Raw genomic sequence first — 20,360 nt, 5'->3', positions numbered from 1 at the left:
AACGCGGTTTTTGCTATTTCTCATGACTAATTTAGGTCGAGGTCAATCTTCTGTTCACTAATATAGCTTTTAAGTGTTGTATTACCAAAAGCATCCAGTGTATTTTGAAAATCTTCCCTGTAGTCAAACTGAAAGTCCTCATGAAGTTTACTGTATTTACCCACCGCATGTTTTATACGCCCTGTTATATATTTATGCAATTTGTGGGCGGCAGACTGATAAGAGGAGTCGAAAAGCCTGTCGTAATCAGCAATGGTTCTCTTCAGGATATAGCATCTAAATTCTACTTCACTGATTTTGTCCTTGGTGACTTTTTCGTGTTCATTCACTAAGCCGCTTGCCTGTTTTACCAGTTTGCTAAGTCCAATAAAATGAATGTGTTGTGGCGTATTGCCAATTTGACTTAAACCAATATCGAACAATTGTGCCAGTTGCTTTCTTAGTTTTTCAATACGTTCCTCTAAATCATCCGCATTCTCCAGTAATTGGAAATGCAATTGCTTGATCAGCATTTTGTCCTTGCTTATCAGGCGTACAAGGAGTTTGTCTTTTTCCTTCTGCGGTAGGTCAAGGACAGCTTTCTTTAATTCGGCATCTTGATGTAAGGACATAATCTGTGTTTTTAGTGTAAAAAGAGTTGTTGAGCGAAAAGTCAGGCACACTGAAAGTGTGCCTGAATAAATTTCTCGTTTCATAAGCCGGAATTTAAGCAGCAATAGCTGCCGCCCATATTTACCGGCGCTTGCTATTAATACAATATTCTGAACTTAATTGTATTGTCGATCTGTTTGAGTTGTTTCAATAGATCTTTATCATATTCACCTTGTATATCGGTTACCGCATAGCCAATGTCACTTTTGGTCATTAGAAATTGGGCAACAATATTGATGTTATTTTGGGCATAGACCTTATTGATCTGCGCCATAATTCCGGGAACGTTTTGGTGGATATGCAGTAATCTCGTTACCTGTTTTACTTTTGGTAAAATCAGATTTGGGAAGTTGCGACTTAAATAAGTATCACCATTGTTGATAAAATCGGCCATCCGCCGAGGTATAAACTCGGAATTTTTCTTTTTATTTTTCTTATCATCGAAAACGACAATACCTTTAGCATTGCAGATATCCTTATTGATATGCCCTCTGATATCACCCAAATATCCGATCGTTTTTAATTTGTCAGCATGTTGGAGTTGCTCATCACTGATATCGATATTGTCCCCCAATAGAAGCATCCCTACATCTTTCACATACTTTTCTTCGAAGGTATCTTTTGTACGGATAGAAAAACCGTCTCTTTTTAAGATATGAGCCGCTATTTCTGGTACGTCGCCCACAATCAAACAAAGGATACGGTTTTTAGGATAGGATATTGCACGGGGCAGATCATTTACATATAAGAACTCATCAAAACTAGGTGTGATGAAGTCTGCTTTCTCAGTGACACTTTTACGTTGGATATTCTCTGTAAATGCAAAGAATTTTTCAATTAATCCCGATTCTTTCAGTTGAAAATCTGAATAACCGTCACCAATGCCAAATAGTCTTCCTTCAATATTTAATTGTTTTAATAATTGCACTTTTCCACCTTCATTTGATAATGGATTCTCTTCATCAAAACCGATGATATTACCTTCTTCATCAAATCTGAATGTATTGGCATAGATATTTTCAGTCTTGATATGATAGGGTGTAACAACAGGAGTAATAAACTCCTTAAAACCTCCTGAAACAATCCATGCTGTGTCGGCGTGTTTCTTGAAGAATTCACGATTTCGGGAAAAAGAGGTTGAAACCTTTTTCTTAAGATGTGAAACAAGTTTATCCAGATGAGATTTATTGGCATTTAAGAGTTTTACGCGACCAGCCAAAGCTTCACGGAAAGATAGTTTACCCTCCATGGCAAGATTGGTGTACCGCTCAATTTCGTGATAAATAGATTCGCGATCCGGATGGTCCTCAAGGGAGATTCGTGCAAGTTCATCAAGTGCCTCTACTTGTGTAAATGTACTATCAAAATCAATGATGTAATAGTTTTTCATCTTGTTATTTTTTTATGAAACGATCGTGAGCAATAGCGCTGATTGCTGATCTCCGATATCGGTAGGTTTCCGATGGTTTCAAGGTTCGGTTGTTTGTTATGTTATAGTTTTACTGTTTGTTATATAAATCTGCAATTTCCTTTAGCGTTTGTTCCAAAGGCCGATAACTGTGGTTTAGGAGTTCTTGAATTTTAGCGTTGGAATACTGCAATTTGGCACTTGAAGCCGCAGCTGTTTCTTTTGTCAATGTCGTATCCGATTTTTTAAATACGGAAAGCATACTGGAAACAGTAGAGGCAATTTGGAGTAAGGTCTCGGAAACTTCGATTGTCGGTTCAGGCCTGTTCATTAATACACTTGCCACGCTCAACAAATCCTTGTTGCTTATATTGAGATGATTGATGATATAGCGCTCAGCACTAATATCATCTCTTTCCATCAATTGAATCATGATCGCAGCAACATCCTCTACGTCAACAACGCCGACACTTCCTTTCGGGTAAAATCGTAGACCTTTATTGATCATCGAAAAAATAGCTCCAGAGCCTTTTCCGTTTGCCGAAGCACCTAAAATTACTGAGGGGTTAACAATAACTGCACTTAAACCTTCGGTAATGCCACGCCACACCTCCATCTCCGCCTGATATTTTGATAACGAATAGTTGGATGTCAGTGAATTGTGTTCCCAATGGTCTTTTTCGGATACCGGCAGGTTGTCTCTATTTGTCCCTAAAGCTGCGATCGAGCTGACATGGAGCAGGCGAATGCCCTTTTCAAGGCAAAGATTGACCACATTTGTCGTTCCTTCCACATTCACTTTAAAGAGCGCTTTAGTGTCTTTCTTTTGGTAGGAAACCAATGCTGCACAATGGAACACTTTAGTAACCCCTTCAAGAGCATCTTCTAATTCAAAATAATTGTTGATATCAGCATCGATCCATTGAACCAACGAAGAAGATAACAACGAGGTCGGAATAGTCGATTGAGCTCTTTTGATGGCAATGACGTCAATTCCTTGGTCTATCAACTGTCTGATTAGTGTAGACCCTAAAAAACCTGTTCCTCCAGTTATTAATATCACTTGATAAAGATACTGTTAAAAATAATGTTTTCAAAAGTTAGTTAATAAATGGATATTTGTGTGAATTGCATCCTGAAAAAACCTTCATGCTTTCGCAGGTCTCAAACGCCATGAAAGCCGAGGTAGCTTCTTTCAGTCCAATTAAAACAGTCGTTTTCAGAACAAATAGGAGATTTTACAAATTATAGCTTATGTCATCACTGTCCGTATTCTTTAGCCCGATTTCAATTACAGGTTTTGCTCCTGAGCATGGGTTCTTGAGTTCTCAACTAGGAAACGTTATTCAAGCCTATGAAACAGATTTTCCGAGCTGGGAAGCGGATAAACAGCCTCAATTGGCTATTGTCGGTGTGGAGGAAGATCGTGCATCCATGAATAATAATGGAACGGATAAAGCGCCGGATGCTGTACGAAAACATCTCTATGCGCTATATCAGGGCGATTATAAGATGAATATCGTTGATTTGGGAAATATCAAAGCAGGTAATACAATTCAAGATACCTATATCGCTTTAAAATCTGTCGTAGAGGAACTGGTCAAAGAAAATATTCTTCCGATTATCATTGGCGGTGGGCAGGATCTCACTTATGCACAATATTTAGGATATCAAAATTTAGAACGAAAGATAGAGCTGGCGATTATAGATTCCCGTTTTGACCTTGATGAGGAAAATGCCGAAAATGTAAGCCTGAATTCCCGATCTTATGTGAACCATATTATCTTGCATCAGCCAGACTATTTATTCAATTTAAATGCCATAGCCTATCAAACCTATCTCGTAAGTAAAGAGTCTATCAATATGTATGATAAACTATTTTTTAATGCAACTCGAGTCGGTATGATTGCCGGTAAAATGGACCAATCAGAGCCTTTGATCCGAGCAGCAGATTTAATTAGTTTTGATATTGGAGCCATTCGCGCCTCTGAAGCACCTGGAAATGCCAATGCAATGCCCAATGGCTTATTTGGCGATGAAGCTTGTCAACTCGCCCGCTATGCCGGGATGTCGGATAAATGTTCTTCCATCGGTTTTTATGAATTCAATCCAACATTTGATCCAATGGAGCAGACGGCTATGTTGGTCTCCCAAATGATCTGGTGCTTTATTGATGGTTACTATAACCGCAAACAAGATACGCCACTGTACCCCAAATCATCTTATATCATTTATCGCACGACACTGGAAAATGAAGAACATGAATTGGTCTTTGTGAAAAGTAAAAAATCAGACCGCTGGTGGATTCAAGTGCCTTATTTTGGATCTAAATCAGTCAATGAACGCTATTACCTCGTGCCTTGCCGTTATGAAGACTACCAATTGGCTGTTTCAGGTGAAATGCCTGATCTATGGTGGAAAACACACCAAAAGTTACAATAATGTACCTCTAAGAGGGACATTGGTATTACGCCTTACCATAGAGAAGTGTGTAATACATCGTGCAAACTGATTACAGATTGGAGTTATCTGTTTTTAGTCCTGTCGATCCATTAAGTTTGAGACGTTATAGGTTTAATTAAATGCAGTGATGGCAAAATAGACCTGCTCAGGTAAGCATACACCATCTTCAGAAAATACAAATCATGGAAATATTTTTCTTTGCGGGAATCGTATTGTTATTGGTCATTTTGATCATATTGGTACTAAAAAAGAATACCGATACCAGTGCCGGTCCTGTGTACAATAAAGAGGTTGAAACACTAAAAATTGAGCTCGCTAGATCGCAACAGCGGGAACAAAGTTTGCTGGAAGAACGTCTTATGCTAAAAAATGAATTGGATAAGGAACGGGAGAATCTTCTGGTCGCAGAGCGGTCTTTAGAGAGTACACGTTCTTTTTATGAGGCGCAGCTCGATAAATTTCAGGAACAGAAGAATGAAATCGCCGAGATTAAACGACAATTCAACAATGAGTTTCAGGTCATTGCCAGTAAAATATTGGAGGAGAAGACACAAAAGTTTACAGAGACCAATCACCGTTCCCTGGGCTTGATCTTGGATCCATTGAAGGAAAAAATCAAATTGTTTGAAGAGAAAGTCGATAAAAATTACAATCAAGAGGCGGCGGAAAGAAATTCTTTAAAGGGAGTTGTCCTTCAGCTGGTCGAACAGAGCCTTAAAATTAAAGACGAAGCCAATAGCTTAACCAAGGCATTAAAAGGGGATACCAAAAAGCAGGGCAATTGGGGCGAGGTAATTTTAGAGCGGGTTTTGGAGCGTTCGGGACTTATGCGCGATCGCGAATTTAGATTGCAGGTCTCTCTTATGGATGCCGAAGGAAGAAGAATGCAGCCCGATGCTATTATCGACCTCCCTGAAGATAAACATCTAATTGTGGATTCAAAAGTTTCGCTGATTGCCTACGAACGTTGGGTCAATGCTGAGACGGACGAGGACCGCGCAATATTCGCAAAACAACACGTACAGTCTGTGGAAAATCACGTGAAAGAACTCTCCGCAAAAAACTATCACGAGTTATATGGTATCGAATCCCCGGAGTTTGTCCTGCTGTTTATGCCGATTGAATCTGCATTGAGTATGTCCGTCGCTGAAAAACCAGATCTATTCAGCGATGCCTGGGATCGTAAGGTTGTAATCGTTAGCCCTTCGACATTGTTGGCGACATTGCGTACCATCGCCAGTATATGGAAACAAGAGCGCCAGACACGCAATGTGATTGAAATCGCCAAGGAAGCAGGGAGTTTGTACGATAAATTTGTGAGCTTTCTGAACGATATGGAACAGGTGCAAAATCAGTTGGAGCGCGCATTAAAAAGCCATGAAGATGCAACTAAAAAACTCTCTACAGGCGCTGGGAACGTTATTGGAAAAGTGGAGAAATTAAAACGTTTAGGAGCCAAAGCAAATAAACAGATCGATTCCAAATTTTTAGATGAGGAAGATTAACAAAAACGGGCTTGCCGAAAGGTAAGCCCGTTTATAATTTTTAACCGTGCAAAGCAAAGCCTGCTCTGCTAACTTATGCTAGAGGTTCTACTAAAGCTCTTTCATCCGTTTATTGATCGAAACATCCACATACGTATCCTTTAAACGATCTACAGCTTCTTTTTGAACAGTGACATTGGTGTCTGATTCGTAATCATGAATAGTCCTTTGGTTTTGGACTTCGTTGTCATAAGGATCCTTTCCTGCCAAGAGCTTGACGATTACCGGAAGACATTCGAGGAAGACAAAAAGCAGCGCAATAAAAAACACAGCATTTGCATTGGATTCGTTGACCTTTCCATTGGCATCGTACCTTAGATTGCCCAGCGCAGAATTACGGTCTGCAAAACCAGCGACATTGACGGCGCTGTCCAAAGAAGCGTTGGATAAGACTTTTTGGTCCAATATCCCTTCAAATTTCTGTTTCTGACGTATTGCGTTTTGTTGGGTCGTTATCTTGTTCCGTAAAGTGTCCAAATAACCCTCTTTTTTCTTCAGCTCTTCTTCTTTCATTTTGGCATAAGGGCCATATCCCATGACACCAGATGTTTCAGTTGTTTTGTTCCCGAATATCTCGTAATTCAATTTTGTACGATCATTTTTAATACTGGCTTCCAATGAATCACGTTCGACCGTAATCGCTTTTAAAAGCGAAACCTCATTGGCATATTTCTTATTGAAAGTACTGTTGAGCGTGTCGATTTTAGCGCGTTGATCTGCGAGAAAACGTACACGGAGATTTTCTCGAATCTCTTTATCGAAGATTTTTAACTCCAATGGCCTAGAGATAACCAAACCAATCAAAATTGCCAATAAAATTCGTGGAAGAGCCTGCAGAAGCTGCATAAGGCCACTTTTTGATTTATTTATACTAAGTACAATATAGCGATCCATATTGAATATCGCTAAACCCCAAATGATGCCAAATACAATGGCCAAAAGCCAGTCAAATGCTCCACCACTAAATACGAAATACATGGCATAGCCCCCCGAAAGGCTGGCAAACAATCCCGTAAAAAAAATAGTAGCACCTATGGCTGTGTACTTACTATGTTCTTCCGGATATTTTTCAAGAGTTTCTTGATGTACCCCCGCACATCTCCAAAAGAAACGGTTAATATCGCTCATTAAAATATTTTTACCCAAATTGACAGATTATTTTTAACAAGGTTTATGAATAAGTTTTTGTTTTACAATACGATGACTGTTTTCAGGTTCCTTTGCACACCTCCTTAACGAGGCCTACCATTTGCCTAATTTTATTATCTTTGAAAAAAAAAATCAGGAATAATCAGATAATATGAAGAAAAGACAACTTTTGCCATTCTTTGCGATAGTGGCAACTGCATTTGTTGGTTGTGAGGAAAAAAAAGTGATGACAGATAATCCTCTTTTATTGGCTTACGAAACCCCATTTAATGTACCTCCTTTTGACAAGATCAAAACAGAGCATTTTAGGCCAGCTTTTGATGAAGCGATAAAAGTACACAATTTGGAAATTGACACGATAGTCAACAATTCGGATAAAGCAACATTTCAAAATACGATAGTCGCCCTAGAAAATGCAGGTGGATTATTGAGTAATGTATCTACTGTATTTTATAATCTAAATAGTGCCAATACAAATGACAGTATTCAGGCGATAGCAAAAGATTTGGCCCCCATCTTATCGAGTCATTCTGATGAAATTTCGATGAATACCAAACTATTTGACCGTATCAAAACAGTTTGGAGCAGCCGAAATACACTTGGATTAGACGAACAGGACAATAAACTATTGGAAGAAACCTATAAAAGTTTTGTACGTTCCGGAGCGAATTTAAAGGATGCTGATAAGGAAAAAATGAAAAAAATTAATGCTGAGCTTTCAACATTAACAACGCAATTCGGACAAAATTTGCTTGCTGAAACCAATGCTTATACACTGGTAGTTGATTCTGCTAGCCAATTGGAAGGCTTGCCAGAATCGTTGAAAACAGCAGCAGCTGAAGAAGCCGTAGCAAAAGGAAAGAAGGATAAGTGGGTGTTTACCTTACAGAATCCTTCCATTATGCCCTTTCTTCAATATGCAAAAAATCGTGAATTGAGAAAGCAACTTTGGGAGGCATATCAGCTACGCGGTAATCAAGATAACACCAACGATAATAAGGCGATCATTCAAAAAATTGTTAATCTCCGTCTTCAAAAAGCAAAATTATTGGGTTATTCTTCACATGCGGCCTATGTACTAGAGGAATCAATGGCGAAGAATCCGACCAATGTCTATGCACTATTAAATAAACTTTGGACTCCAGCACTCGCTAAAGCAAAAGGTGAAGAAGCAGATATAGCAAAGGAAATTAAGGCTGAAGGAGGTAATTTTGCTGTGGCCCCTTACGATTGGAGATATTATACAGAAATTATTCGCAAAAAACGCTTCGCGTTGAACGAGGACGAAATTAAACCTTATTTGAGCCTTCCTGCAGTTCGTGAAGGAGCGTTTGCTGTAGCCAATAAATTATATGGTTTGACATTTGTTGCCTTAAACAATGTCCCAACTTACCATAAAGATGTGGAAGTGTATGAAGTTAAAGACAAAGACGGTTCACATTTAGGTCTGCTATATGCCGATTTCTTCCCGCGTGAGTCAAAACGAGGGGGTGCCTGGATGACTTCTTACCGTAACCAGTCAACAAAAGATGGCAAACGTGTTGCTCCAGTAATTTCCATCGTATGCAATTTCACAAAACCAGTGGGGAAAAATCCTGCCTTGTTGACATTTGATGAAGCGACTACCTTGTTCCATGAGTTTGGACATGCTTTGCATGGTCTTCTTTCCAATGTAAGATACCGTTCAATGGCGGGAACTTCTGTACCACGTGACTTTGTTGAACTACCTTCACAAGTGATGGAAAATTGGGCAGCGGATCCAGAGGTGTTAAGAACATATGCTAAGCATTATAAGACCAAAGAAGCAATGCCAGATTCATTGATTCAGAAAATGGAAAAGGCCGGTACCTTTGATCAAGGATTTGCAACCGTTGAATACCTTTCTGCCGCGTTGTTAGACATGGATTATCATGCTACCACAAAAGAAATTTCAAAAGACATTAATGGCTTTGAAAAAACAGCAATGAAAAAAATAGGTATTATTGACGCTATTATTCCGCGCTATAGAAGTACATATTTTCAACATATCTTCGCTGGAGGGTATTCTGCAGGTTATTATGCCTATATCTGGTCTGAAGTATTGGATTCAGATGCCTTCGCAGCTTTCAAGGAAAAATCATTGTACGATCAAGTGACAGCGGATTCTTTCCGTAAAAATATCCTTGAAAAAGGAGGTACTGATGATCCCGCTAAAATGTACCGTACATTTAGAGGTGCAGATCCAGATCCAAAATATCTATTGAAAAAGAGAGGTTTGAACTAATGCTCTCCAATCAAAAAAAGGCGATATAGAAATATATCGCCTTTTTTTTGTTCAGGTACTTGTTATTCTAAAAACTATTCTTACATTTGAATATTATTTATAATGAGTCTAAATAAATGCAGGTAGTATGTGTGACACAAAAATTCTAAGCCAACGAGGAGATACCCATATTAGTGTTTGCCATAAGTGTCAAACATATTATATCTGGCAACAAAGTTTTGTACTGACATTTACGAGGAATAAATTCTTCGATTTCTTGAATATTACGAAAAGTAATGGTGATGAGCTCTTTTTTAGCACATTTCCAGATGGTGAATTTCGGTTGATTATGAAAACACCTTATCCAGATATCGTATTTTCATTTGATGAAGAACAATGGCAGAATTTCAGGGATGCACTCCAAGAATCTTATTACATGAATGAGTTTTATGGAATGCTGAATAATTAAGATAAAAAGTCCTGTTGCATCGCTTGTGTTTCATCTCTCTTTCCTTACGCGTTGACAACAGGCACAAACAAAACCCTCAGTTATAAGTTGCATACACTTATGCGACTATATGGTGAGGGTTCTTTTTATCTATATATTGATTACTCGCCTATCGCGTAATATTTAAAATCAAGGTCTTCAAGTTCCTTACGGTTCAATAGTTTACGGCCATCGAACACAAATGCAGGCTTTTTCATGTGCTCCTTAATTTTGGCCCAGTCATAACGTTTAAATTCATCCCATTCAGTCAATACTGCAATTGCATGTGCATCATTGCAAGCCTCATAGGCGGTATTGACAACCTTTACCAAAGCTCGGTTTTCTTCCGAAGAGCGCGTATTCAGATAATCGAGGTCGGCATAGATACGTTCAGCAGATACTTTGGGGTCATAGACCGTGATTTCAGCTTGTTCACTCAATAGATAATCTGCAACATAGATCGCTGCAGATTCACGTGTATCATTGGTGTCTTTTTTGAATGCCCAGCCTAAGAACGCAATCTTTTTGCCCGATACAGTATTATACAATGTTTGGATAATGTTGTCCGCAAATCGCTGTTTTTGATAATCATTCATCAAAATCACTTGATCCCAATACTCGGCAACCTCTGTGAGACCGTAACTTCGTGCGATATAAACCAGATTGAGGATATCTTTTTGAAAACAAGAGCCACCAAAACCTACAGAAGCTTTCAGAAATTTGGATCCAATCCTGGAATCCATACCAATCGCCTTGGAAACTTCATCTACGTTTGCCCCTGTTTTCTCGCATAGTGCCGAGATGGAGTTAATGGAGGAGACACGTTGTGCTAAAAAGGCATTTGCGGTTAGTTTTGAAAGTTCAGATGACCAAAGGTTCGTTGTGAGAATCTTGTCGCGACTTACCCAATGTGCATAGATGTCGACCAATGCGGCGATAGCTTCATCATTCTCTCCGCCTATAAGCACACGGTCTGGATTGATTAAATCCTGTATTGCTGTGCCTTCAGCCAAAAATTCAGGGTTGGAAAGAATATGGAAATTAACACCATTACCCGTGTTATCAAGGATACTTTTTAAAGCTGCCGCAGTGCGGACGGGTAAAGTCGATTTTTCAACAACAATTTTATCGTTTTTGGCAACCGCTGCGATCTGCCGTGCACAAAGTTCAATATACTTTAAGTCTGCAGCCATTCCCTTGCCTTTTCCGTAATTCTTAGTCGGTGTATTGACCGAAATAAAAATCATGTCGGCCTCGTCGATAGCTTTTTCGATATCGGTTGAGAAAAACAAATTACGATTACGCGCTTCTGCAACAATCTCTTGTAAGCCAGGTTCGTATACAGGAAGGTTGTCTAGATTCTCATCATTCCAAGCCGCGATACGGGCGGCATTGACGTCGACGATCGTAATCTCAATGTGTGGACATTGCTTTGCAACAACTGACATGGTAGGTCCACCGACATAACCAGCACCGATACAGCATATTTTCTTGATTGTTTTGCTCATTTTGATTATCTTAATCAGCTATAAATTGAAGAACAAACTTAGATAAATTGCTTTTGATATGCAATACAAAGCACAGTATATCAAAACAATTTATTTAGACGAACTGGCTCATCCATTGTTTTTCCTTCTATTTGTTTCATTGCCCTTCTGCAATGCCATTAAAGAAGCCATTTCGTAGTGGAGATGCAAAAGATTTATTCTAATTTTACATTAAAAAAGAAACGGTTTGATAAAGCAGGAAGTTATTGATAAGGTACTGGAAACAGCACGGATAGAAGAGGTGGTGGGAGACTTCGTTGATTTAAAGAAACGGGGAACTTCTCTGATTGGAAATTGTCCTTTTCACCATGAAAAGACGCCTTCCTTCCACGTTTCTGTGTCAAAGGGTATCTATAAGTGTTTTGGTTGTGGTGTTGGTGGAGATTCCCTTAAATTCGTCATGGAACTGGAAAAGTTCTCTTATCCGGAAGCCATCCGTTATTTAGCCGATAAATATTCGATTCAAATTGAAGAAATCGAGCGTTCTCCAGCCCAGCTTGCTGCGCAGGATAAACGGGAAAGTCTATATGTCCTAAGTGCTTGGGCCAGTAAATTCTTTGCTGAACAACTCTGGAAAACTGAAATGGGCCAGGTCATCGGACTCAACTATTTCAAGGAGCGTGGCTACCGGGAGGATATCATCAAAAAATTTGAATTGGGTTATTCGCCGGAGGAATGGACTGCATTGGTCGATAAAGCACAGGTAGCGGGTTTTCACCCAGATTATTTGGCCGCGAGTGGTTTGGCTATTGAACGTGATGATAAATCTTTATATGATCGTTTCCGTGGCCGGGTCATGTTTCCGATTCATAACCTGACAGGGCGTGTTATTGGCTTTGGTGGTCGGACACTAAAGACGGATAAAAAGGTCGCCAAATATGTAAACTCTCCCGAGAGCGAAATCTACCATAAATCCGATGTGCTGTATGGATTGAATTTTGCCAAAAAGGCAATTATGGAAGAGGATAATTGCTACTTGGTAGAGGGCTATGCCGATGTTCTTTCGGTACATCAAGCTGGAGTCGAAAATGTTGTTTCCTCCTCGGGAACGTCTTTGACAACAGGTCAGATCAAGCTTATTTCCCGATTCACAAAGAATGTGACCATACTTTATGATGGGGATGAAGCAGGGATCAAAGCCTCCCTACGCGGTACAGATATGCTGCTCGAAGAAGGCTTAAACGTTAAAGTGCTGCTTTTTCCCGACGGTAATGACCCCGACTCTTACGTGCAAAAGTTTGGTGCCACAGCTTTTAAAGATTATGTCAAATCCAATCAGCAGGACTTTATTTTCTACAAAACGAATATCCTGCTTCGCGATGCCAATAACGATCCAATAAAAAGGGCTTCGGTAATCCGTGATGTCGTCGAAAGTATTGCATTGATTCCCGATGAAATTAAGGTTTCTGTTTTTATCCGGGAATGTAGCAGCCTTTTGGATATCGAAGAGCGCATTTTATTGGCTGAACTCAACAAGATTAGGCTCAATAGAGCAAAGAAGGCAGATAAGGATGCTGCTCGTAAACCACAGAGCCCTCCTCCAAATGCAGGGATGCCACCTTTTGGGATGGACGGTCCACCTCCGGATTTCTTCATGACAGACGATGAAAGAGGGGGAGTAGCTCCTATGGAGAATGTCGAACAACCGGTACAACTGACTTCGGAAATTCTTCAGGAACGGGAGATTGTCCGTATTTTAATCAACTATGGGGATTATCTGGCAACCTGGGAAGGTGACGGGGATATTCCCGTTGCAGGACTGCTACTAGGGAATATCGGCGACATCGAATTTAAGGATAAAGCTGCGGCTTATATTTTAAAAGTCTATAGAGATGCTGCAGAAAATTACGAAATTCCAGATGCTAAGCAGTTTTATTCGAATTCGGATACAACAATATCCGATTTGGCGATTAATAGTGTTGCCAGTAAATATTCGCTCAGCGAAAATTGGAATGACGATAAGCGTAAAATTTATGTAACGCAGGAATACGAGCATTTAAAACAACTTGTTGTTACAGCAATTTATCGGATTAAGAAACGTAAGATTGAGGCAGAAATGCATCATATTCGTGAAGAAATGAAACATGAACAAGATGTGGCAAACCTAGAAGTCCTTATTTTTAAATATCAGAAACTTAAAGAAGCTGAACGGCTCTTGGGAGGCTTTCTGGGAAATACGATTGTTAAGTAATACTTGATATGGCCAAGCATCTTGAAACGGGCGAATGGGGTGAGCAAATGGCCATGGAATACCTCGTGGAGCAAGGCTATAAAATAGTGTTAAGAAATTGGCGATTTAAGAATTTAGAAGTAGATTTGATTGTCGTGGACAGGGATACCTTGGTATTCGTTGAAGTAAAAACACGGTCGGGAACGGATTTCGGTGAACCCTACGAATTTGTAGATCGCAAAAAACAGCGATTACTGATTCGTGCAGCACAGGCTTATATTCTTAAAACAGGTTATGTCGGTGAAGTCAGATTTGATGTTGTCGCAATAACAAGATCTCCCAAAACAGTACTCAACCATATCAAAGATGCGTTTTGGGATAGTTAAGGATACGTACTTATAAATAATTATACATAGATGAGAAAAATCACTTATTTTATGGCAATTGCAGCGCTAGCTTTTGCTTCTTGTAAGTCAAAAAAATCAAGTTTGGAATTTGCATCTCCTGGAGCAAATCAAGCTGTTTTAAAAGGAGCTCAAGTCCAGTTGAAATTGAAATTTGAATCAGTATCAATGGACTCTGTGGCTTATTTTGTTGATGATAAACATGTGGGGTCCTCAACTGACACTACGGCAATTACAATCGATACCAAAGATATGGCCTACGGTACACGTAATATTTCCGCCTTGGTATACAATGCTGGAAAACCCGATTCTGTTTCAAGTACATTTTATGTTGTACCTGAAAATGCGAAGAACTATGGTTTTGAGGTTGTCAACAAATACCCGCACGATACGACTGCTTTTACACAAGGGCTACAGTTTGCTGATGGCATTCTCTACGAATCTAATGGCCGTTATGGTGAGTCAAACTTGAGAAAGGTCGACCTAAAAACAGGTAAAGTACTCAAGGAAATCAAATTTGATGAAAAGACTTTTGCCGAAGGAATGACATTGGTAGGTAATAAGTTATTTATGTTAACGTGGCAACAGGGAGAAGGATATGTCTTTGATAAAAACTCGTTTGTAAAGGAAAGTTCCTTTAAATATGAAAATAGCAAAGAGGGGTGGGGCTTGACCTACGACGGGCAGCATTTGATAAAGTCTGATGGATCCAATAAATTGTTCTTTTTAGATGCAACGACCGGTAAGGAGCTAAACGCTATCGGAGTTTACGATGAAGCTGGGCCAGTGGATGAACTTAATGAACTGGAATATATAGGCGGCAAAGTCTACGCAAATGTCTATCAAAAAGATGTTATTGTTATAATCAACCCTCAAACAGGAGCGGTAGAAGGACGGATTAATCTTGTAGGTATCTATGAGCATACTTCCGCATATGACAATGAACTGAATGGAATTGCTTACGACCAAGCCGGAAAGCGTCTCTTTATAACAGGGAAGTTATGGAATACATTATTTGAAATCAAGACAGTTGAAAAATAAATGAACTTCAGATCTTAACCTTTCTTCGTGAGGTCGAAAGTATTGCAAGTTCGCATAAAATGGAAACCTTGTCAGAATTATCTGACAAGGTTTTTTTATTGCCCCCATTCTTCTTTGAAGTATGGATGTTATCGTGTGAGGCTTTCAATTCCATCTTTTTTATAATGACGCACCGGGCTGAGAGAGATCGCTTTTAAAACTGTATCGGAAGCTTTTAAAACTGCATGGAGAGAATGAAATATTATGACGAGCAGATCTCTCGTCAGGTGCACCTCAATTAATGAAGAACAAGAGAGTTGCCCTATATTAGTAAATAGCAGCTGGATGTATGCTATATTGATGACTGATTTCGCTATAGCGGACAGCCATAAAAGAGACCTAGAAATCCTTTTTAACCAATAGAAACAAAATATTTGAAGCAAAAAAAAGGGATGAAGTTTGAAACTTCATCCCTTTTTTTATATTGATTTTATTTCGATTAATAAATCGGAGTAAACATCCAAGTATCGTCAAAACGAGATGAACCATTAAGTCCAGTAGTGATGTAACCGTTGTTTCCTACAGCGAAACCAACAGCATCTTGGCGTGCTGAACCAGCGAAAGCGCCGTTATCATTCGTCCAGTAATCACCAGAAATATTATATTTCCAAGTGCTGTTGATAACAGCATTTTTGTAACCACCAACAACGAATGGAGTACCATTGATTGCGAATGCAGAAGCATTTGAACGAGTCAAATCGTAAGTATATGAATCATCTGCTCTGTTTAGATCGTTCAATTTAGTCCATTTGCTACCATCAAATTTATAGAAATCTTTTGGGTAAGAACCGTTAGAGATACCACCACCTACATAGGCTACATTATTGACAACAAAAGAGAAAGCTGCTTTTCTTTTCGCTGAAAAAGGAGCATCACTAATTGCTTGCCAAGTATTAGCAGCTGGATCATATTTGTAGAACTCATTTGTATTTGTTGTTCCACCGCTAACGACAGTTTCACCTGTTCCAACATAAGCAGCGCCATTTAAAGTAAAAGCTACCGCATTTGATAAAGCAATAGGAAGTGGAGCAATGCTTGACCAAGCACCTTTTCCGCTGTTAGCCGTAGGGTCAAATTTGTAGAAATCTGTTAGGTTGTTTGTTCCGTCATTTCCACCACCAACATAACCGATATTACCAATGGAAAAACCGATGGCACCGTTTCTCTCAACACCTGTGAAAGGCGCTTTTTCAGCCCAAGTATCTGATGCTGCATCATACGCATACGTATCTTTCACACGGAAAGGCTTACCACCAGCATTACTTGCTAGACCAGTAGTGACATATGCAACATTATTTATCAAAAAGCTAGCAGCAGATGAAGTTTGTGGGCCTTTAAAAGCAGCTTTTGCAAACCATTCGTCTGATTTGGTTGAGCTGTCGTCACTTTTTTTACAAGAAGAGAAAGTTGTAACTGTAAATACAAAAGCTAATAAAACGAGTAGCCAATTTTTCTTGTTCATAAATTATTGAAATTTAGTATAAAGGATGTTTAATTTAATTTTCGGATCATTCTCATTATCTTTTGCCAATATTAATCTATTTCCAGTTGAAAACAAACCCGATGTCGGTAAAGATAGATATAATGAAGTATTATTGTATGCTGTTGTTTTAATTTTTGTTAAATATTCAATAAGATTGAATGTATATGTTCCATTCGAACCAAAATCATTTCCACGCACTAATGTTGCTTGTTGTGTTGTTGTCGAATAAGGTGAAGTTACCAAACTAATCGGATTTCCATTATTACTTGCCACCATTAAGACTAAACTTTGCGGCTGATCAAAAATACTGGAAGCTCCGTTAGGGACTTCAATGACAAGTTCCGCCTTATTAATTGCAATTGATGGATTATTCACCAATTCTAATAACGTTGGAAACTCAATTTTTGCTACAACACCCGTTGAACCCTCTAAAAACACATTTCCATCAGTTTGTTGACTCGAAATTTGAGGATTTTTTAAGCTCATCGGCGCAAACTTTGTTGCAGAGCGATCTGCTTCAATTTGATTGTACTGGTAAGCCTTGTTGTCAATGGAAAAATATTGTTTGCCAACAGATTTCGTCCCTTCATTATTCAGGAATGAATAGTGCACTTGTAAAAATACAGTGTCCTTGAATCCGATAACTGCAGTATTGCTATTGTCAGGAACAAGTGCCAATCCTTTGAAATACTCTTGGAAGCTTGTGCTGTTCTGAATCCGGTTGTCATTATTTTTGATCATCGTAAATAGCTCATTGCTAATGGTACTGTTGAACCTAAAGAATAATGAATCTGCTGATTGTATACGTGGTTTAAAGGAAAGTTCTGCCAATGGCGTATTTTCATAGGCAAACTTTTGTTTACTGAAGATTGCTGCAGAAGTGACAAAAACAGGACGTTCATCAACCGGTTTGGTTAAATCAATCTGCGTTTGCGTGATTTCTTCCGTAACACGGTGTACCGATATCTTTTGTACTTTCGTTGTATCACCGTAAGAGTATTTATTTGGCGTTAATACCAAGGTCACAGAATCCAGTACCGCATCATCAGGTATAGAAGCATTGCTTATCGTTCCTACTCCGAGGCGCATATAAGCCGTAGACTTCATACTACCCGTAACAGCATTGCTATTCTTTCCGACAAGCATTGTTCCAGTAGAGGAAGTCGGAATATCGTCCAATTGATAAGTCGAAACTTTGGCGGAAACCGTATCAATTGGTACTAAACCGATTGTTTCATCTCTTGAACTATCCAATGAGAGCGAAATGTCTTTATTACAACCAACGAAAGCGGCCAATGTAAAAAGCGGAAGTAAAAGTTGAATACTACGTCTCTTAAAGTCTTTAATCATATTAATTTTTGAATAGTGCAAAAGTAATCAATGCCAACTGTTAATCAGTGTTATATTTTGTTAAATATGGTTAATTACCACAGCGATTGCAAATCTAGTAATTTAAATTTGTTTTAGTTATGGGTAGAAGATTTAAATTACTGATCAGTTTGATCGTTTTAATAGGGGCAGGAATTACTGTAGTACTGGGAATTTGGCTTTATGGAAGTTATACAAATCGTCGCGACCTGTTTCTTTCTACCGCTGAGCGTTCGCTCTTTAATGCTGTTCAAGAGGCATACCAAACGCGCAATGGTGATCGGCAGTTAGATGGCCCGGAGGCTGATCGGAATCGACTCCTCCAAGATGTAAAACGAGAGCTTTCGGTCTTAGTGCCCGCTGCTGAATTGGATAAGGCTTTACAACGTGTAAATGCCGAACGGCCTAAAAATGAGCGTTTTGATCGTAATAGCCACGATAGACGAGAGAAAATGTTTCCCAAAGACCGAGAAGGGCAAGGCGCAATTATCCCGCCCTTTCTGTTCCGGGACTTTGAGATGAACAAAGCTAATCTGGATTTAATCGAAAGAAAGTTTAAAGAATCCCTGAACAATAAGAGCATATCAGTGCCATTTGAAATGGCTATTGTCACCATTCCGCACGATCAAATCAAAGATGTGCGACGCAAGTACCGCGAAGCAAATCTTGCTTGGACGAGACCCATGATGGTCAACCCATTAAAAAATGAATTTCTTGTGATCAAGTTTCAGGAGGATTGGAAGTATCTGCTGTATAGCTTAAGCTGGCAGCTGTTAATCTCACTGCTCTTGATTGGACTGCTGCTCGGGACATTCTTCTATTTGATGAAAACCATTCTCAACCAAAATAAGATGGCCGAGCTGCGTAAGAACTTCGTCGATAACATGACACATGAACTCAAAACGCCGGTATCTACTGTCATGGCAGCCATAGAAGCTATACAGTTGTATGGTGTACAGGATGACAGGGAAAAGATGAATCGCTATCTGAATATCTCCAAAAAGGAACTGGAGCATCTGTCCAATATGATTGAAAAAGTGCTTCAAATGGATATCGATGCATCAAGGGGCATTGTTTTGCAACGTACTGACTTTGATCTTGTCGCCATGGTGAAGGGAGCCATTGAAGTTGCTCAGCTGAATAAAACTAAGCAAGTGGACTTTAAGCTTATTGCTGTTCCAAGTGAGATAAGGATCAATGGCGACGAAGCCCATTTAAAAAATGTGATCAATAATTTGCTGGAAAATGCAATAAAATACGCTGGACAGCAGGTTTATATTGAGGTGGAAGTGAAGGAAACCAAGGAAAATGTCCATATTCGTATTACAGATAATGGCAAAGGGATTTCCGCGGAATACCATACTCAGATTTTTGATATGTTCTTTCGGGTTCCCTCCGGTAATCTGCACGATGTCAAGGGTTTTGGTTTGGGGCTTGCTTATGTCAAGCAGGTGGTAAAAAGGCACGATGGCAAGATTACCGTCGATAGTGAGCTGGAAAAAGGAAGTACCTTCAGTATCCGATTACCGTATAAATAGACAGCATTATTTATTTTTCTGAGCAGAAATAGGGCTGTTTATCGGGCAGTAATTGGGCTAATTTATCCTAAAGATGTCTTTGAAACAAGGCCGAAATATATTTTGATTGAATGACAACGCTATGATTGAAATTTTATATGTAGAAGACGAGCCAAGTCTCGGAATGATCGTTGCCGATAGCTTGGAAGCTAATGGATTTCATGTTACCCATTGCAGTAATGGTCACGAAGCCTTGGGAGCATTTACAGCGGCTCGGCCGGATATTTTGGTCGTCGATGTCATGATGCCCGTCATGGATGGCTTTACATTGGTAACAAAAATACGCGAATCAGATACGCAGGTGCCCATTATCTTCTTGACAGCCAAAGTGCAGACAGAGGATGTTGTGAGGGGATTTCGTTTGGGCGGGGACGATTATGTTAAAAAACCGTTTAAGATTGAAGAATTGGTTGTGCGGATAGAGTCCCTATTGAAAAATAGTCCCAAGATGTTGTTCGGCCAAAAGCTGATGATAGGCGACTATAGCCTCGATAGCTTAAAACATCAATTAACTTATCAAGGTGAGGTGCTTAAGCTGTCTTTCCGGGAAAGTGAACTGCTGCGGAAGTTATACGAACAAAAAGATAAGGTCATCCCACGCGAGGATATCATGCGTGCCTATTGGAGCCATGATAAATATTTTACAGGAAGAAGTTTGGATGTGTTTATCAGCCGTATACGGAAATACCTCAGTCAGGATGATCGGATCAAGATTATCAATGTCAGAGGGGTAGGGTATATGCTTACCGTCGATTGAGACGTGTTCCACGTGGATTGACGTCAAGGG

At 39.4% G+C, this 20,360-nt stretch carries 16 protein-coding genes; 9 read left to right on the top strand and 7 right to left on the bottom strand.

Annotated features, from left to right (window positions below):
* Window positions 1-26: 26 nt before the first annotated feature.
* The 3 genes from M2419_RS18095 to M2419_RS18085 all read right to left on the bottom strand — a co-directional run bounded on the left by M2419_RS18095 (window position 27) and on the right by M2419_RS18085 (window position 3,122).
* Window positions 27-695, bottom strand: a complete 669-nt coding sequence (locus M2419_RS18095) for a hypothetical protein (RefSeq protein ID WP_227550069.1) — start codon at window positions 693-695, stop codon at window positions 27-29.
* Between the two features lie 53 nt (window positions 696-748).
* Complete coding sequence (locus M2419_RS18090) at window positions 749-2,041, bottom strand: HAD-IB family phosphatase (RefSeq protein ID WP_075994534.1); 1,293 nt, start codon at window positions 2,039-2,041, stop codon at window positions 749-751.
* A gap of 109 nt (window positions 2,042-2,150) precedes the next feature.
* On the bottom strand, window positions 2,151-3,122 hold the full coding sequence (locus M2419_RS18085; protein ID WP_182330627.1) for an NAD-dependent epimerase/dehydratase family protein: 972 nt from the start codon (window positions 3,120-3,122) through the stop codon (window positions 2,151-2,153).
* Window positions 3,123-3,313: 191 nt separating this feature from the next.
* On the opposite strand from M2419_RS18085, the gene M2419_RS18080 reads away from it, so the two are divergent.
* Both M2419_RS18080 and rmuC read left to right on the top strand, forming a co-directional pair.
* Entirely contained in the window at window positions 3,314-4,501 is a 1,188-nt protein-coding gene (locus tag M2419_RS18080; RefSeq protein WP_153844425.1) for a formimidoylglutamase, read from the top strand.
* A gap of 203 nt (window positions 4,502-4,704) precedes the next feature.
* On the top strand, window positions 4,705-6,027 hold the full coding sequence (gene rmuC / locus M2419_RS18075) for a DNA recombination protein RmuC (RefSeq protein WP_153844424.1): 1,323 nt from the start codon (window positions 4,705-4,707) through the stop codon (window positions 6,025-6,027).
* 90 nt (window positions 6,028-6,117) lie between these two features.
* On the opposite strand, the gene M2419_RS18070 is transcribed toward rmuC, so the two are convergent.
* Window positions 6,118-7,194 carry a DUF4407 domain-containing protein gene (locus M2419_RS18070; RefSeq protein ID WP_120335147.1) on the bottom strand — a complete coding sequence of 359 codons (1,077 nt, stop codon included), beginning with the start codon at window positions 7,192-7,194 and terminating at the stop codon, window positions 6,118-6,120.
* Window positions 7,195-7,366: 172 nt separating this feature from the next.
* Here M2419_RS18070 and M2419_RS18065 point away from each other — a divergent pair, with 172 nt between their 5' ends.
* Window positions 7,367-9,478, top strand: coding sequence for a M3 family metallopeptidase (locus M2419_RS18065; RefSeq protein WP_153844423.1), 2,112 nt, complete (start codon window positions 7,367-7,369; stop codon window positions 9,476-9,478).
* A gap of 256 nt (window positions 9,479-9,734) precedes the next feature.
* Window positions 9,735-9,926, top strand: a complete 192-nt coding sequence (locus M2419_RS18060) for a hypothetical protein (RefSeq protein WP_228280105.1) — start codon at window positions 9,735-9,737, stop codon at window positions 9,924-9,926.
* 140 nt (window positions 9,927-10,066) lie between these two features.
* Here the strand turns inward: M2419_RS18060 and M2419_RS18055 are convergent, their stop codons facing one another.
* Window positions 10,067-11,452 carry a nucleotide sugar dehydrogenase gene (locus M2419_RS18055; protein ID WP_153844422.1) on the bottom strand — a complete coding sequence of 462 codons (1,386 nt, stop codon included), beginning with the start codon at window positions 11,450-11,452 and terminating at the stop codon, window positions 10,067-10,069.
* 226 nt (window positions 11,453-11,678) lie between these two features.
* Here M2419_RS18055 and dnaG point away from each other — a divergent pair, with 226 nt between their 5' ends.
* From dnaG to M2419_RS18040, 3 genes are read left to right on the top strand one after another with little or no spacing between them, the layout of a single operon-like run.
* Window positions 11,679-13,682: a DNA primase gene (gene dnaG / locus M2419_RS18050; RefSeq protein ID WP_153844421.1), complete on the top strand. Its 2,004-nt coding sequence runs from the start codon at window positions 11,679-11,681 to the stop codon at window positions 13,680-13,682.
* Window positions 13,683-13,690: 8 nt separating this feature from the next.
* Entirely contained in the window at window positions 13,691-14,047 is a 357-nt protein-coding gene (locus M2419_RS18045) for a YraN family protein (protein WP_145330336.1), read from the top strand.
* A 30-nt stretch (window positions 14,048-14,077) separates the two neighbouring features.
* Entirely contained in the window at window positions 14,078-15,106 is a 1,029-nt protein-coding gene (locus M2419_RS18040) for a glutaminyl-peptide cyclotransferase (RefSeq protein WP_153844420.1), read from the top strand.
* Window positions 15,107-15,584: 478 nt separating this feature from the next.
* On the opposite strand, the gene M2419_RS18035 is transcribed toward M2419_RS18040, so the two are convergent.
* Both M2419_RS18035 and M2419_RS18030 read right to left on the bottom strand, forming a co-directional pair.
* Window positions 15,585-16,607 carry a kelch repeat-containing protein gene (locus M2419_RS18035; RefSeq protein ID WP_153844419.1) on the bottom strand — a complete coding sequence of 341 codons (1,023 nt, stop codon included), beginning with the start codon at window positions 16,605-16,607 and terminating at the stop codon, window positions 15,585-15,587.
* A gap of 3 nt (window positions 16,608-16,610) precedes the next feature.
* Window positions 16,611-17,978, bottom strand: a complete 1,368-nt coding sequence (locus M2419_RS18030) for a DUF4270 family protein (RefSeq protein ID WP_153844418.1) — start codon at window positions 17,976-17,978, stop codon at window positions 16,611-16,613.
* Window positions 17,979-18,097: 119 nt separating this feature from the next.
* Here M2419_RS18030 and M2419_RS18025 point away from each other — a divergent pair, with 119 nt between their 5' ends.
* Both M2419_RS18025 and M2419_RS18020 read left to right on the top strand, forming a co-directional pair.
* Window positions 18,098-19,534: a cell wall metabolism sensor histidine kinase WalK gene (locus M2419_RS18025; protein WP_153844417.1), complete on the top strand. Its 1,437-nt coding sequence runs from the start codon at window positions 18,098-18,100 to the stop codon at window positions 19,532-19,534.
* Between the two features lie 121 nt (window positions 19,535-19,655).
* Window positions 19,656-20,330, top strand: coding sequence for a response regulator transcription factor (locus tag M2419_RS18020; protein WP_153844416.1), 675 nt, complete (start codon window positions 19,656-19,658; stop codon window positions 20,328-20,330).
* The last annotated feature ends 30 nt before the right edge of the window (window positions 20,331-20,360 follow it).

It is taken from the genome of Sphingobacterium sp. BIGb0116, assembly GCF_024808035.1.
Lineage (GTDB): Bacteria > Bacteroidota > Bacteroidia > Sphingobacteriales > Sphingobacteriaceae > Sphingobacterium > Sphingobacterium paramultivorum.
This window is presented reverse-complemented; position numbering and strand designations above follow the sequence as displayed.

Bases quoted from the DNA above. Each gene is read 5' to 3' on its own strand.
- M2419_RS18030 (WP_153844418.1), bottom strand. From the start codon at position 17,978: ATGATTAAAGACTTTAAGAGACGTAGTATTCAACTTTTACTTCCGCTT.
- M2419_RS18080 (WP_153844425.1), top strand. From the start codon at position 3,314: ATGTCATCACTGTCCGTATTCTTTAGCCCGATTTCAATTACAGGTTTT.
- M2419_RS18070 (WP_120335147.1), bottom strand. From the start codon at position 7,194: ATGAGCGATATTAACCGTTTCTTTTGGAGATGTGCGGGGGTACATCAA.
- M2419_RS18025 (WP_153844417.1), top strand. From the start codon at position 18,098: ATGGGTAGAAGATTTAAATTACTGATCAGTTTGATCGTTTTAATAGGG.
- M2419_RS18095 (WP_227550069.1), bottom strand. From the start codon at position 695: ATGAAACGAGAAATTTATTCAGGCACACTTTCAGTGTGCCTGACTTTT.
- rmuC (WP_153844424.1), top strand. From the start codon at position 4,705: ATGGAAATATTTTTCTTTGCGGGAATCGTATTGTTATTGGTCATTTTG.
- M2419_RS18090 (WP_075994534.1), bottom strand. From the start codon at position 2,041: ATGAAAAACTATTACATCATTGATTTTGATAGTACATTTACACAAGTA.
- M2419_RS18020 (WP_153844416.1), top strand. From the start codon at position 19,656: ATGATTGAAATTTTATATGTAGAAGACGAGCCAAGTCTCGGAATGATC.
- M2419_RS18045 (WP_145330336.1), top strand. From the start codon at position 13,691: ATGGCCAAGCATCTTGAAACGGGCGAATGGGGTGAGCAAATGGCCATG.
- M2419_RS18035 (WP_153844419.1), bottom strand. From the start codon at position 16,607: ATGAACAAGAAAAATTGGCTACTCGTTTTATTAGCTTTTGTATTTACA.
- M2419_RS18040 (WP_153844420.1), top strand. From the start codon at position 14,078: ATGAGAAAAATCACTTATTTTATGGCAATTGCAGCGCTAGCTTTTGCT.
- M2419_RS18055 (WP_153844422.1), bottom strand. From the start codon at position 11,452: ATGAGCAAAACAATCAAGAAAATATGCTGTATCGGTGCTGGTTATGTC.
- M2419_RS18065 (WP_153844423.1), top strand. From the start codon at position 7,367: ATGAAGAAAAGACAACTTTTGCCATTCTTTGCGATAGTGGCAACTGCA.